Raw genomic sequence first — 13,798 nt, 5'->3', positions numbered from 1 at the left:
TCGGGAAGGGACGCACAATTCCGGGAACAATTCACCAGTCATCTTTCTTTAAACCACAACCACCACCATTGGCTTGTTTACCTTCAATCAACAGGGGTTGGAGGGGGGCATTCTTCAGATGATCAACCATGGGATCGTCGCCGGGGCGCTGTTCCTTCTGGTCGGGGTCGTCTATGACCGGCTGCATACACGGGAGATCGCCCGATTTGGCGGCCTGGTCCAGAGGATGCCTGTCTATGCGGTGATTTTCATGCTTTTTTCGATGGCCTCGGTCGGATTGCCGGGGACCAACGGTTTTGTTGGCGAATTCCTGATCCTGCTGGGGGCGTTTCTCACTTCCAAGGCCGTGGCTTTTCTCGCAGCGACCGGGGTGGTGCTTGGAGCCGCTTATATGTTGTGGATGTATAAAAGAGTGGTTTTTGGCGAGATTCGCAATCCGGAGGTCGCGGCGCTCCTGGATGTCGGACCTCGGGAGTTGGCAACCTTCGTTCCCCTGATCGTGCTGGTCTTCTGGATCGGTTTCTATCCCAAGCCGTTTCTGGATGTTTTCCATGCTTCGGTGGTACATTTGCTGGAGCAGGCGCAGGTCGTGAAGGTCGCTGTGGCGCATTGAACCGGACCTCGGCGAAAAATTATTGAAAGAAAAAAGGGGTCTGGGGGATTGCCCCCAGGGTTTTGACTTTGTTTTTGATTTTATTTTTTATTTTGTTTTTGACTTTGTTTTTCACGCGCCCTTTCACCCGAAGCGAATTTCCGCGGTTTTTGCGGGAATCTTGCTTCGGGTGAAAGGGCGCGTGGAAAAACAAAATCAAAAACAAAGTCAAAACCCTGGGGGCAATCCCCCAGACCCCTTTTTTCTTTCAATAATTCTGGGCCCTGGGGGTACCTGGGCAGTTACCTTTTTTCTTTCAATAATCTCGAACCGGGGGCCTGATGGCAGTGGAAATGGTGGATATCCAATTGACGCTGATGATGCCCGAACTGTTGGTTGCCATCATGGCCATGGCGCTCTTGTTGTTGAGTGCATGGACCCACAGGGGGGGAGGGGGGGTGATTCATTGGTTGACCTTGTTGACGGCGCTGGCTGTTTTTCTGGTGTTGCAGGTGGGCCAGGGGAGCGCGACAACGTTCGGCGGTCAGTTCGTGAGCGATGATTTTTCCAGGTCCATGAAGCTATTGATGGGGGCGGGGATGATTCTCCCGATCCTCATGTCGCGCGATTATTTCCGGGGTCATGCGATGGATGGAGGGGAATATCATGTGGTGGCGTTGTTTGCGCTGTTGGGAGGGATGATCATGGTCTCCAGTGGGGGATTTCTCGTCCTCTATCTGGGGTTGGAGTTGATGTCGCTGTCGTTCTACATTCTGGCGGCATGGCGGCGGGACGACACGCGGTCGGGTGAGGCGGGACTGAAGTATTTTGTTCTGGGATCGGTTGCGTCGGGTCTGCTGTTGTATGGCATTTCGATGATCTACGGGGTGACGGGTTCGGTTGGCTTCAGGGAGGTCGGAGCATTTCTGGGATCGCCCGCGGGACATTCGAGTCAGCTTGTCGCTCTGGGTGTGGTGATGGTGTTGGCGGGTCTCGGGTTCAAGGTGGCGGCGGCGCCATTTCACATGTGGGCGCCGGATGTCTATCAGGGAGCGCCGACGCCGGTGACGGCCTTCATGTCGGTCATGCCGAAGGTCGCGGCGATGGCCGTGTTGATACGTATTTTGCTGGACGTGTTCGCCGCTCATTCCTTGCAGTGGATTCCGATCGTTCAATTGTTCGCGGTGGTGTCGATGGCAGTCGGCGCCTTCGCCGGGTTGGTGCAGACGAACATCAAGCGACTGTTGGCCTATTCGTCGATCGGGCATGTAGGGTACATGTTGATCGGAATGGTGGCAGGCAGTCCGGATGGGATTGTGGGGGTTGTGGTTTATCTGACCATCTATCTGGTGATGACCGTGGGAACGTTTGCGGTGATCATCGCCTTCGATCGCCAGGGGTTGGGCGAAGAGATCGGTGATTATCAAGGGTTGGCCCACAAGCAGCCACTGATGGCCTTTGTCCTGGCCATGTTCATGTTTTCGATGGCCGGTATTCCGCCGTTGGCGGGATTCATTGGCAAGTTGAACATTTTCATGGCGGCGGTCAAGGGGGGGATGATCCCCCTGGCGGTGGCGGGTGTCCTGTTTTCCGCGATTGGCGCCTTTTATTATCTCAGGGTGGTCAAGGTGATGTACTTTGATCAGCCCGAGGGGACGTACAAGATTCAGGTATCGGGCGGCGGGTTGCTGGTGGTGACAGTCAGCCTTTTCCTCACTTTTTTGTGGGGTGTGTTGCCGGGTGGACTCTTGGCCTGGGCGGGAGCGGCGGTGTTGCACTGAAAAAGTCGGGGAGCCAGTGCCGCCATTCTTGAATGAGATTTCTTTGGACTTGGAATGGTCATTGCAGGTTATGTATTCTGCAAGGTACCCTGTAGACGGTGCCTGTCTTGTCATCGACCCGTGATTGAACTTGTTTTGAAAATGAGCCGCATGGAATCCTGCGGAATTCCAACGTCACTTTTTTAATTCTACATTGCCGCACCGATAATGGCATAGGTCTGCTCATCTCTCTTTGAAAAATCTGCGTCCATCCGCGAAATCCGCGGATTCACGACATACCCTCCGTATTCCACATACGCTTCATGAACTTTTCTTCTGTGCGATCCGCGGATTTCGCAGATTCGCGCAGATTCAAGACGAAGGATTCTATGCGGTGTCACACAGTTTACAACATGAGCGTGTTTCCCTTGTCACGCAACCAGTCAAGAACTTATTGACGTCGTGGCGCAATTCCAGGATAAGATTAATCAAACTCCTTTCGAACGTGCAGATCGGCTGTGGGTAAAAGACTCCCTTGATCCCGATGTGGAAAAACTGCGTATACTGTGGTGGTTGTGGTTTAAAGAAAGATGACTGGTGAATTGTTCCCGGAATTGTGCGTCCCTTCCCGAAGGGACCATGTTCTTTCAGCGACACGGAGTTGGTGAACCGAGGTGAATCAGCAGCTTGAAATCTCTCCATCCGTCGAAGACATGCTGGTCGATGAGCGGTTGTTTGCCGAAGACCGTTTGCCGGCGGAGGCGGAGTTGTCCTCACTGGCCTGGCGGATACTGATCATCGACGACGAACCCGATGTGCATCAGTTGACGCGCATGGTGTTGCGCGGACTGCGGTTCGATGGTCAGGGAATCGAGGTGTTGAGCGGATTCAATGGCCGGGACGCCCGTGGCATCATGGCGCAAAATCCAGACATTGCCGTGCTGCTGCTGGATGTGGTGATGGAAACCGACCAGGCAGGATTGGAGGTGGTCCGGTACATCCGGGAAGAATTGGGAAATGTGTTCGTTCGGATCATTCTTCGGACCGGTCAGGCAGGCCAGGCGCCGGAACCAGAGGTGATTTCCCAGTATGACATCAATGATTATCGGGAGAAAACGGATCTTACCAGCCAGAAATTGATCACTGCGGTGACCTCGGCGCTTCGGGCGTATCGGGACCTTCGTCTTATCGAAAATCTGGCCCTGAATCTGAAGAAGGAACGGGAAAGTCTGAAACGGGCCCAGGCCATCGCCCACCTGGGCAATTGGGAATGGGAACCGGAACGGGGGGAGGTGACTTTTTCCGATGAAATGTTGTCCATCATGGGGCTGGAGCAGGCGGGAGTTCCCGAGGGACTTGCCGGATTTCTGGATCGAATTCATCGCGACGACCGGGTTCGGGTCGAACAGGGCTTGTCCGGGATGAAGGAGGGGGGGCGTCTGGATCTGGAATGCCGGATCGTGCGTCCCGATGGCGGCATTCGCGTCGTGCATCTGGTCTGCGAGGGGCATCGGCACGAAAAATCCCAGCTGTCCGACCTGTTGTGTACCGTCCATGACATCACGCCGACCCGGGAGGTTGAGGATCGTTTGCGAATTGCCACCTCGGTTTTCGGTGGCGCCCTGGAGGAGGTTCATGAACACATGCGCATCACCACCAAGGTATTGGAAAATGCCATCGAAGGGGTGGTGGTCGCCGATGCCAGGGGGGTCATCCGCAGCGTCAATCCCGCCTTCACCCGCATCACCGGATTCGATCCGTTGGAAGTGATCGGCAATCCCCTGAAAAGCCTTCACCATCTCCAACAGGAGATGGAATTGAATGAACAATTGTGGAAATCGTTGCTGGAGGATGGGGTATGGCGGGGAGAGGTATGGAACCGGAAAAAAAGTGGCGAGGCCTATCCGCAGTGGGAAACGATCATCGTCATCCGGGATCGCAACGGAACCGTGACCAACTTCATTTCCATTTTTCATGACCTGACCGAAATTCGCGCCAGTCAAAAGGAACTTCATTTCAAGACCTATCACGATACCCTGACGGGATTGCCCAATCGTGATCTGTTTGTCGATCGTCTCAATCAGGCGGTGGTCAATGCACAGCGCAACAACGGCAAGGTCCTGGTGATTTTTCTGGGGCTGGACCATTTCAAGAAGATCAATAATTCTTTGGGACATCAGCTGGGCGATCAGTTGTTGAAGGATGTCGCGGCCCGTCTCAGGACCTTCATACGCGAAGGGGATACCCTGAGTCGTCTGGCGGGCGATTCCTTCGGGTTCATCATGCGCGAAATACGCAATACCAAGGACGCTGTATTCGTGGCGCGCAAGATCAGCCTGGCCCTGTCCGAACCGTTCATCATCGAGGAACACAAACTGTTCCTGACCGCCAGCACCGGGATCACCTTGTTCCCGGAAGACGGGGAGGATGGCGCGACCCTGATCAAGAATGCCGACATGGCCCTCAACCGCGCCAAGATCACCGGACGGGATACCTGCACATTCTACAAAGCGACCATGGGCGAACAGGCCAACCGTCGTCTGAGAATGGAAAAAAACATGCGTCTTGGATTGGAACGCGACGAATTTGTCTTGTTCTATCAGCCAAAGGTATCGCTCAAGACCGGGAAGGTGGTCGGGATGGAGGCGTTGGTACGCTGGAATCAGTCCGATGCGGGAATGGTGTCGCCGGGTGAATTCATTCCTGTCGCCGAGGAGACGGGGCTGATTCTCCCGTTGGGGGAATGGATTCTCAGGACTGCCTGCCGGCAGAACAGGCTATGGAAGGATTCCGGTTTCGATCGGTTGCGCATGGCGGTCAACCTGTCGGCGCGGCAGTTTCGGCAGCATGATCTGTTCGATCGGATTCAGGGAATCCTGCGGGAGACCGGCCTGTCACCGGGACTTTTGGAGTTGGAAATTACCGAGAGCATGGTCATGGACAATGTCGAATCGGTGATCACCACCCTGAATCAATTGCGCTCCCTGGGGTTGTTCATCGCGGTGGATGATTTTGGTACGGGTTATTCGTCATTGAGTTATCTGAAAAGATTTCCCATTCATACCCTGAAGATCGATCAATCCTTCGTTCGTGATCTGACCTTCGATTCCGACGATGCCGCGATCATCAATGCCATCATCGCGATGGCCAAGAGTCTGAAGATGAATGTGGTGGCGGAAGGGGTGGAAACGGAAGAACAGTTGAATTTTCTCCGTTCGGAAAATTGTGACGAAATGCAGGGATATTTTTTCAGCAAACCCCTCGCGGCGCATGAATTCACGGAGTTGCTGAAAAGTGGCAAGCGTTTGCGCGACCCGTGGGCGATCGGGCGGATGGAATGAACACAGAATGAATTCAAGGGAAGGGGAACAAGGTGGTTGTGTGGTCGCGTGCCACAATGGTTGCGGTTTCATTCCAAGATCGATGGACTGAAGGGATTTCATGATCGACAATGACCCTTCCTGGATCGCACGGGAAATCCTGGCACAAGGAGGAACGGTCTCGGGCGAGCGGTTCATGGAACTGGCTTTGTACCATCCAGGTCAGGGCTACTATCAAAAAGAACAAATTTCAATCGGTCGGGAAGGAGATTATGTCACGGCGCCAGTCATGACCTCGCTTTTTGGCGAATTGCTGACGCTTCAGTGCATCGAAGTATGGGAACTCATGAAACGACCCGCCCCGTTCGTCCTGATCGAGGCCGGACCTGGAACGGGACATCTGGCAACCGACATCTTGCGCACCAGTCGCAAGTTTCCCGAATTTGCCCAATCCCTCGATTATCGCCTGGTCGAAATCGCAGCGCCATTGAGGAATCTTCAACGGCAAAGACTGGCCGACGCAGGTTTTCAGAACCGATGCTCCTGGTTCGATACCCTTGCCGCGGCGGCTGGGACGGGCATTCAGGGCATCATCCTCGGCAATGAATTTCTCGACGCCCTTCCGGTGTGCTGGGTTGAAATGACACCATCGGGCCTGGTCGAACGGGGCGTCCAAGCGACCGCGGAGGGGATTCTGTCGATTGTTTCCATCCCTCTGGGGCGCGGCATCGAACCCGATCATTTTTCCCGAATCGGACTTGATCTTCCTGTTGGGATGCGTACCGAAGTGGGATATCCGGCGCAGAAATGGATGCGGCAGTCGGGCCGGCTGGTCCTTCGCGGGATGCTGCTGATGATTGATTATGGGTACACCGCCAGGGATTATTATCATTCGGAACGGATGCAGGGAACCCTGGTGGGACACCACCGGCATCACCGGATCGATGACCCACTGAAATTTCCAGGAGAAATGGATCTGACCACCCACGTCGATTTTTCCGCCATGGCCCGTGCCGGAGCGCAGGGCGGATGGGAACCTTGCGGGTTTACCACTCAGGGATGGTTTTTCCTGGGGCTTGGGCTGCTGGAACGGTTGCAGGGCCTCATGAAAAAGGAGGGGATGCGACTGTCCGCCGAAGTTTCCCAAACCGCGATGCGCCTGATTCTGCCCGAGGAGATGGGCGAGCGTTTCAAGGTGTTGGCGATGACGAAAGGGCTGAATCGACTGGAATTGTCTGGCTACCGCTTGAACAATCGATGGGGTGAATTATAATCTGTCCCTGCACAATGATCGTCGCCACTTTTCAACGGTCGATCGGTCGCGTACATTGCTTTCCGGGGCTTGGCCCCTGGACCCGCGACAATTTTTATTGGCAATAACGGACGAGGGTTATCGATTATGCGGTGGATGGATGGCAAGAAAGGATTGATCTTCGGAGTCGCCAACGAACGGAGCCTTGCCTGGGGAATCGCCCGTTCCTGCCACCGTGAAGGGGCGGAGCTGGGATTCACCTACCTTGGCGAGGCACTGCGAAAACGGGTCCTCCCCCTCGCGGCGCAAGTGAATTCCGATTTCGTCATCCAGTGCGATCTGAACAATGACCAGGAGATCGACGGTGTTTTCAGAGCAGTCGCGGAACGCTGGGGAAAACTTGATTTTGTGGTCCATTCGGTCGCCTTCGCCAAGAAAAATGAATTGACCGGAAAATACTACAATACCTCCCGCGACGGCTTCAGAGTGGCCATGGAAACCTCGGTCTACTCCCTGACGGCCTTGTGCCAGAGGGCAGCCCCTTTTCTTCATGACGGCGGCAGCGTCGTCACTCTTTCCTATCTTGGGGCGGAACGGGTCGTCCCGCACTATAACGTCATGGGCGTCGCCAAGGCCGCCCTGGAAGCGAGCGTCCGTTACTTGGCCGTCGATTTTGGTCCACGCGGTATTCGGGTCAACGCCATTTCGGCGGGACCGGCAAAAACCCTTGCCGCCTCCGGAATCGGTGATTTCAAGGAAATCCTCAACTGGAATCGTGACAACGCCCCCATGCGCCGCAACATCACCCAGGAGGAGGTCGGCGATACCGCCATGTTTCTCCTGTCCGGGCTGGCCGGGGGCATCACCGGCGAAGTGCTTCATGTCGATGCCGGCTATCATGTCGTCGGCATGCGCGCCGTGACCGAAGAGGAAGAACAGGCCCTCGGAGCGGCCAATACGGAGTGAAGTTTTGTTTCATGAAATGCCGCCCTGGCTTTTATCGATAAACTACATATTCATAATGTTAAAAATAGGGAGTTTGGTCATGGGTTGGGCGCAAGGGTAAGAGGGGAACACAGGAATGTCGGCCAATGTATTTGGAACATTGTTTCGCCTGATGACCTTTGGCGAGAGCCATGGACCCGAAATTGGGGCGGTGGTCGATGGTTGTCCGGCGGGAATGGCACTCGATGTGGTGGAGATTCAGCATGATCTGGATCGGCGGCGCCCAGGGCAAAGCCGATACACGACGCAACGCAAGGAAGAGGACAAGGTACGGATCGTCTCTGGAGTGTTTGAGGGGAGGACGACAGGGACGCCGATTGGCTTGATGATCGAAAATCAGGATCAGCGATCGCGTGATTATGGGGCGATTCAACATGTGTTCCGTCCGGGACACGCCGATTGGACCTACTGGAAAAAGTATGGATTGCGTGATTATCGCGGCGGCGGGCGGGCCTCGGCGCGGGAAACGGCGATGCGTGTGGCGGGTGGGGCGGTGGCGCGGAAGGTATTGCGTTCGGCGGGGGTTGAGATTCGCGGTTGTCTGATCGGGATGGGACCCGAAAAGATTGATCCGGCGCGGAAAGACTGGTCGGAGGTTGAAAAAAATCCGTTTTTTTCTCCCGATGTCGCGGCGGTGGAACGGTTTGCGGCGTTGCTGGAGCGGTGCCGGAGCGAAGGCGATTCGGTGGGGGCGATGTTGGAGGTCGAGGCCTCCGGAGTCCCCGTGGGCTGGGGCGAACCGGTCTATGGCCGGCTGGATGCCGATCTTGCGGCGGCGCTGATGGGGATCAATGCGGTCAAGGCGGTGGAGATCGGGACTGGCTTCGGGGTGGCGGAAGGGTTTGGTTCGCATCTGGCGGATGAAATGGTTCCCGAACCCGATTCACCCCTGGGTATCCGGTTTTTGAGCAACCATTCCGGGGGAATTCTTGGAGGAATATCAAGTGGAGCACCGATCGTTGTCCGCATCGCCGTAAAACCGACGCCGTCGATTCATTCGCAACTGCGCTCGGTCGATACTTCGGGTCGTGAACAGATGATCCGCACCTTGGGCCGGCACGACCCGTGCGTGGGCATTCGCGCGGTGCCCGTGGCGGAGGCGATGGTGGCCCTTGTTCTGGCGGATCATTATCTTCGGCATCGGGCACGGTGGGAAATGTTCCCGGTCGCGGAATCATGATCATGTGTCCTGGAGAATATTTTTGAAACGTTGTGCCATGTGGCAACGTCTTGTGGAAGCTGTATTATGGGGGCAATCGATAGATATTCCGAATCATTGGCGTTTATTTAAGTGTTCCCTCGTCCAGGGAATGATGAATAATTACTTTGTTCTGAATTAAAATACTTGACAGATTCAAACTGATTGAGCAATGCTGTTTCTACATTGCAAGTTGGCCCGAAAGACGGAAAAGATAATGTCCAGTGAGATGACGCGACAAACAGTCGATATAGTGACGGCCTATTTGAAAAAGAATGAAGTGGCCGCACGGGATGTGCCGGGATTGATTCGCAACGTTTTTGTCATGTTGCAGGATTTGTCGGAGGGGTCGGGAAAAACGACGGGGGTGGAGCGACGCAATCACTTGGATGTCCTGGAGGAGTCGTCCTCCGGAGAAAGGACGGACGTGTGGGAGCCGGCAGTTCCCCTGGAAGAAGCGGTGACCCGGGACGAAGTCGTGTGCCTGATTTGCGGCAAACGTTGCAAGGCGATCAAGGGGCATTTGACCCGGTCACACAAAATCAGGTTGGAAGAGTATCGCAAGGCGTTCAATCTTCCCAAGGATTTTCGCATGGTTGCTCCGTCCTATTCCGAAAGGCGGCGGATATTGGCCATCGAGGCGGGATTGGGAGACAAACTGCATGGAACGATGCCACGGAAGGAAAACGGAAGCGGGGAAGAGACATCGGGAGCAGCGTGACGGAGAAAGGGACGGGTGACCAAACATGTTATGGTTGCATTCCAGCCTCAAGCGGTTTAGCCTTCAGGAAACGTTGCTTTCATTCCTACCACGACAGGGGAGCGCATGTGGAGTTTTTCAATCTGATACCCCTCGGATTCCTGGGGTGGGTTGTTTTTACCGCCTTCAAACGTGGCCATGTCCACGGATACATGGAGAACTATTTCAAGATCAACAAAAGAAAAACGGGACGGAAGTTCCGCAATTTCTTTGGTGTTCCGAACGCCAACCTCTAGCCAACCATCAGGCTGTATCGACAAGGGCGATTGGATGATCCTTCGAACGACGGGGGGAACGGAATGGTTACGGGAAAAAAACGAATCGGGGTCGTTCTGTCAGGTTGCGGCGTTTATGATGGCGCCGAAATCCACGAAGCCACGCTGACCCTTTATTTTCTCGACAAGGCCGGGGTTGAAATCATCGCCATGGCCCCGAACATTCCCCAATTCCACGTCATCGACCATCGGAGCGGAGCGGTTACCGGCGAAACGCGCAACGTTCTCGTCGAATCGGCGCGGATCACCCGCGGCAAGATTCAAGACATCGCCGAGGTCAAGGGACAGGATCTGGATGCCATCATCCTTCCGGGAGGGTTCGGCGCTGCCAAGAACCTGTCCACCGTCGCTTTTGACGGCGCCAATGCCACGGTCAATCCCGAGGTTTCCCGCCTCCTTCATGAAATGGCCCAGGCCAAAAAACCCATCGGCGCCCTGTGCATCGCCCCTGCCCTGCTGTCGAAGGTATTTGCCGGACAGGGGATCACCCTGACCATTGGTGATGACGATGGTGTCGCCGGAGCCATTGAACAAATGGGCAACACCCATCAGAACAGCCATTGCGACGGAATCGTCATCGACGCCGCCAACCGCATCGTCACCACCGCCGCCTACATGTGCGCCTCTTCCATCGGCGAAGCGGGACAGGGAATCGAAAAACTGATCACGCAAATCCTCAAAATGGTCGGACCTTGAAAGCGCGTCTTATCCATGCCGCTTCCGAGGGATCGGCCAATCTTTTCCACGCCACCCGTTTTTTCGCCCCCGATCCGTTTCTTTTCCTTCAGGAGCCGGAGAACGGTCCGACCCATCTGTGTACTTCGGCCCTCGAAGTCGATCGGGCGCGGCGAACGGCCCGTGTCGATCATGTCCATGACTGGGCCGACATTCGTACCCAGGCCAAGGCCATTCTGCCGCAAAGGGTTCTGGATGACATCGACCTGATGGCGTTTTTTCTCAAACAATCGGGCATCCACGAAGCGGAAGTCCCTTCGACCTTCCCTTTTGGTCTCGCCAACGAACTCAAGAAATTGGGAATCGACCTGATCCCCCTTCCCGACCCTTTCTGGCCGCAGCGCGCCATCAAGACCGCGGAAGAGATCGGTCATATCCAGGGCGCCCTGGAAATAACCGCCCGCGGCATGAACGTCGGTATCGACATGATCCGCCGCGCCACCGTCGCCCCCGATGCCTCCCTCCATCTTGAGGGTGCCCCGCTGACCAGCGAGCGGGTCCGTGGTGAAATCAATGCCCACCTTGTACGCGAAGGGGCCATGCCCAACCATACCATCGTCGCCGGTGGTCCTCAGGGGGCCGACCCCCATGAAGAAGGTCATGGTCCCCTTTTCGCACATACCCCCATCATTCTTGACGTGTTCCCCCGGATTGGCGCCACCGGGTTCTGGGGCGACATGACCCGCACTGTCTGCCGTGGTTCCCCTCCGGAACGGGTCCAGCGCGCCTGGGATGCGGTTCTTCAGGGACAGGAGGTGGCGTTTTCCCTGATCCGGGACGGCGTTTCCGGAAAGGCGGTCCACGCCGCGGTCACCCAACACCTCACCGCCGCCGGCTTCCCCACCGGTCCTCTCCCCGATGGACGCCAGGGAGGATTTTTCCACGGCACCGGTCATGGCCTCGGGCTTGAAATCCATGAACCTCCCTCCATCAGTGGCAAGGATCATGTCCTGACCACGGGAAACGTCATCACCGTCGAACCGGGTCTCTACTATCCCGATATGGGCGGAGTCCGAATCGAGGATGTTGTCGTCGTCGAAAAGGAAGGGTGCCGCAATTTGACCACCCAGGCCAAGTTTCTTGTTTTGTAATATAAATAAATAAAACTAATGTTTGTTGTTGTGGATTCTTTAATGTGTCTGGACCGGCACGTCTTTGTTTTGTGGTTTTTTGGTGGGCGATTCAGGGTTTTCCGTCCTCGCGGGGAAAAATCCGGTACAGAGCGAAACGATTGTTTCGTTCCTGGTATTCCACGACCAATTCATGACGGTACCGTTGCAGCAGGCGGGTGCAAAAACCGCTTTGTAACGGGTCATCGACGTTGCACCAGAAATTATAGTGAAAATAGACGTGATTGGCGGCGCGGAGGAATGGCTGGGGGATGGTTCCTTCCGTATCTTCCAGGGCGAGGGAGACCTGGGCTGCGTTTTTTCCCCACAGGTGGAACATGGCGGGATTGTGGGTCAGGACGAGGGCGTCGTCGGGGATTTGCCGGGCCATTTCCCGGGCAAAACGATGATCGGCGCGGGCGGCCCAGGCTTCGCTGGTGACGGCGCGCACCTGGGGCAGAAAGGGGATGAAGGAAAGGATCAGAACAAGGGTGACGAGGGCATATCCCAATCGTGGCGGGTGTCCGAGGCGGCGTGCCAGGGCATGTCCCAACCGTTCGGCGCCGATTCCCGCCAGAAGGGCCAGGGGCAGGTGCGATGGGAGCGAAAAGCGGATGTCCGCCCCGTAATCGTAGCGACCGGCATAGAAAAAAAGAAAAATACCGAAAAAAAGAAAAAACCAGAGCCAAAGCAGCGCCAGCTCGCCCAGGCGCCTTCGGTGGTGCCATCCGGTCATGGCCAGAAGGGTGAACAGCAGGGGAAACTGGCGATTGTCCCAATAATAGGACAGATTGACCTTGAGGTTGTCCATGAAATGATGGAGGGCGAAGGGGGCGGCGTCGCTGCCCCAGGGATTGTTTCGTACCAGCAGGGCATGCATGAAAACCGGCAGTGCCAACAGTGCCACGAGCCACACGAACAGATAAAAACGTGGTTCACGGAACGCCTGGGGCCATTGGCCAAGAAAAATAGCCGCCAACACGATCAGGATCAGGCCGTTTTCCGGACGGATGTTCAGGCAAAAGGAGGTCAGTCCCGCGAGGAGAATGAGGGCGGGCTCGTCTTTGTTCCGGGTGGCGTGCAGTCCGGCAAGGACGACAAGGGCTGCGCTGACGGTGGAAGAGGGTTCGGCGGCGGCGGTGTTGAACCAGTGAAGGTTTTGTGGCGTCAGGGCAGTGATCAGGGCGGCGAAGAGACCGGCCCAGGGATTGCCGAACAGATGGAGGGCGATCAGGAAAACAACGGCCATTGCCACTCCCAACAAGACATTGTTGAGAAAAAAAGTGGCGTTTTCGTTGATTCCCGTCAGTCGAAACACCGTGGCGATCAGAAAGGGGTAACCGTTGGGTTGTTTGTTGTATTCTCCCCGATGGCAATGGAACAGGCCGTATTCGTGGACGCCATCGTTGCACATTTGCGCCCGGTGTTCGAAGGCCATGTTCATGGCGATTCCCTGATAAATATCTTCATCATAGAAAATACGATGGGTCTGGGGGGCGAGTGTCGCCGTCAGGAGGATTCCCCCGGTCAGGAAGACGGTCAGGTGCCAGCGCAATGGTGCCGGGCAGCGCCAACCGGAAGGAAATGCCAAACCATGATGCCTTTGTGTCTGGAACAAAAGGGCGCAGAGGATCAGGACCAGGTGGGCGTGAAGGAGGTCCACGGTATGTTCCTGAAGAAATTCCTGGATGCGGGGGGGGGGCAGTCGTGCCACCGTCAGGTAGGCCATGACCAGGAGAACCAGGCCTGTCAGGATGCCGCCCCAGGTTTGGTAGCGTTTCATGGCGCCATT

The 13,798-nt window shown here is 55.8% G+C and carries 10 protein-coding genes and 1 pseudogene; 9 read left to right on the top strand and 2 right to left on the bottom strand.

Annotated elements, in window-relative coordinates; all coding sequences use genetic code 11:
• Positions 1-64 precede the first annotated feature (64 nt).
• The 7 genes and pseudogenes from HQL76_09780 (at position 65) to HQL76_09750 (ending at position 9,848) form a co-directional block, all read left to right on the top strand.
• A pseudogene (locus HQL76_09780) lies at positions 65-613 on the top strand (NADH-quinone oxidoreductase subunit M).
• Positions 614-933: 320 nt separating this feature from the next.
• A complete protein-coding gene (gene nuoN / locus HQL76_09775) occupies positions 934-2,373 on the top strand; it encodes an NADH-quinone oxidoreductase subunit NuoN (protein ID MBF0109454.1) in 1,440 nt (479 codons plus the stop codon).
• A 653-nt stretch (positions 2,374-3,026) separates the two neighbouring features.
• Positions 3,027-5,693: an EAL domain-containing protein gene (locus HQL76_09770; GenBank protein MBF0109453.1), complete on the top strand. Its 2,667-nt coding sequence runs from the start codon at positions 3,027-3,029 to the stop codon at positions 5,691-5,693.
• A gap of 100 nt (positions 5,694-5,793) precedes the next feature.
• Entirely contained in the window at positions 5,794-6,945 is a 1,152-nt protein-coding gene (locus HQL76_09765; GenBank protein MBF0109452.1) for an SAM-dependent methyltransferase, read from the top strand.
• 126 nt (positions 6,946-7,071) lie between these two features.
• Complete coding sequence (locus tag HQL76_09760) at positions 7,072-7,890, top strand: enoyl-ACP reductase (protein ID MBF0109451.1); 819 nt, start codon at positions 7,072-7,074, stop codon at positions 7,888-7,890.
• Positions 7,891-8,005: 115 nt separating this feature from the next.
• On the top strand, positions 8,006-9,109 hold the full coding sequence (aroC, locus tag HQL76_09755) for a chorismate synthase (GenBank protein MBF0109450.1): 1,104 nt from the start codon (positions 8,006-8,008) through the stop codon (positions 9,107-9,109).
• Between the two features lie 235 nt (positions 9,110-9,344).
• Complete coding sequence (locus HQL76_09750; protein MBF0109449.1) at positions 9,345-9,848, top strand: MucR family transcriptional regulator; 504 nt, start codon at positions 9,345-9,347, stop codon at positions 9,846-9,848.
• Positions 9,849-9,904: 56 nt separating this feature from the next.
• Here the strand turns inward: HQL76_09750 and HQL76_09745 are convergent, their stop codons facing one another.
• A complete protein-coding gene (locus HQL76_09745; protein ID MBF0109448.1) occupies positions 9,905-10,147 on the bottom strand; it encodes a hypothetical protein in 243 nt (80 codons plus the stop codon).
• Positions 10,148-10,186: 39 nt separating this feature from the next.
• Between HQL76_09745 and elbB the strand changes: the two genes are divergently transcribed.
• Together elbB and HQL76_09735 are read left to right on the top strand one after the other, a co-directional pair.
• Entirely contained in the window at positions 10,187-10,858 is a 672-nt protein-coding gene (gene elbB / locus HQL76_09740; GenBank protein ID MBF0109447.1) for an isoprenoid biosynthesis glyoxalase ElbB, read from the top strand.
• Positions 10,855-11,988: an aminopeptidase P family protein gene (locus HQL76_09735; GenBank protein ID MBF0109446.1), complete on the top strand. Its 1,134-nt coding sequence runs from the start codon at positions 10,855-10,857 to the stop codon at positions 11,986-11,988. Before elbB ends, HQL76_09735 begins: the two co-directional genes overlap by 4 nt.
• A gap of 91 nt (positions 11,989-12,079) precedes the next feature.
• Here HQL76_09735 and HQL76_09730 read toward each other — a convergent pair whose 3' ends face one another.
• Positions 12,080-13,789, bottom strand: coding sequence for a glycosyltransferase family 39 protein (locus HQL76_09730; GenBank protein ID MBF0109445.1), 1,710 nt, complete (start codon positions 13,787-13,789; stop codon positions 12,080-12,082).
• Positions 13,790-13,798 lie beyond the last annotated feature (9 nt).

Source organism: Magnetococcales bacterium, assembly GCA_015228815.1.
GTDB lineage: Bacteria > Pseudomonadota > Magnetococcia > Magnetococcales > UBA8363 > UBA8363.
The sequence above is the reverse complement of the archived record's forward strand: the minus strand, read 5'-3'. Positions and strand labels throughout refer to the sequence as shown.

What these genes read in the sequence shown, in the direction of transcription:
- nuoN (MBF0109454.1), top strand. Translation starts at nt 934, where the DNA reads ATGGCAGTGGAAATGGTGGATATCCAATTGACGCTGATGATGCCCGAA.
- HQL76_09765 (MBF0109452.1), top strand. Translation starts at nt 5,794, where the DNA reads ATGATCGACAATGACCCTTCCTGGATCGCACGGGAAATCCTGGCACAA.
- HQL76_09760 (MBF0109451.1), top strand. Translation starts at nt 7,072, where the DNA reads ATGCGGTGGATGGATGGCAAGAAAGGATTGATCTTCGGAGTCGCCAAC.
- aroC (MBF0109450.1), top strand. Translation starts at nt 8,006, where the DNA reads ATGTCGGCCAATGTATTTGGAACATTGTTTCGCCTGATGACCTTTGGC.
- HQL76_09750 (MBF0109449.1), top strand. Translation starts at nt 9,345, where the DNA reads ATGTCCAGTGAGATGACGCGACAAACAGTCGATATAGTGACGGCCTAT.
- elbB (MBF0109447.1), top strand. Translation starts at nt 10,187, where the DNA reads ATGGTTACGGGAAAAAAACGAATCGGGGTCGTTCTGTCAGGTTGCGGC.
- HQL76_09730 (MBF0109445.1), bottom strand. Translation starts at nt 13,789, where the DNA reads ATGAAACGCTACCAAACCTGGGGCGGCATCCTGACAGGCCTGGTTCTC.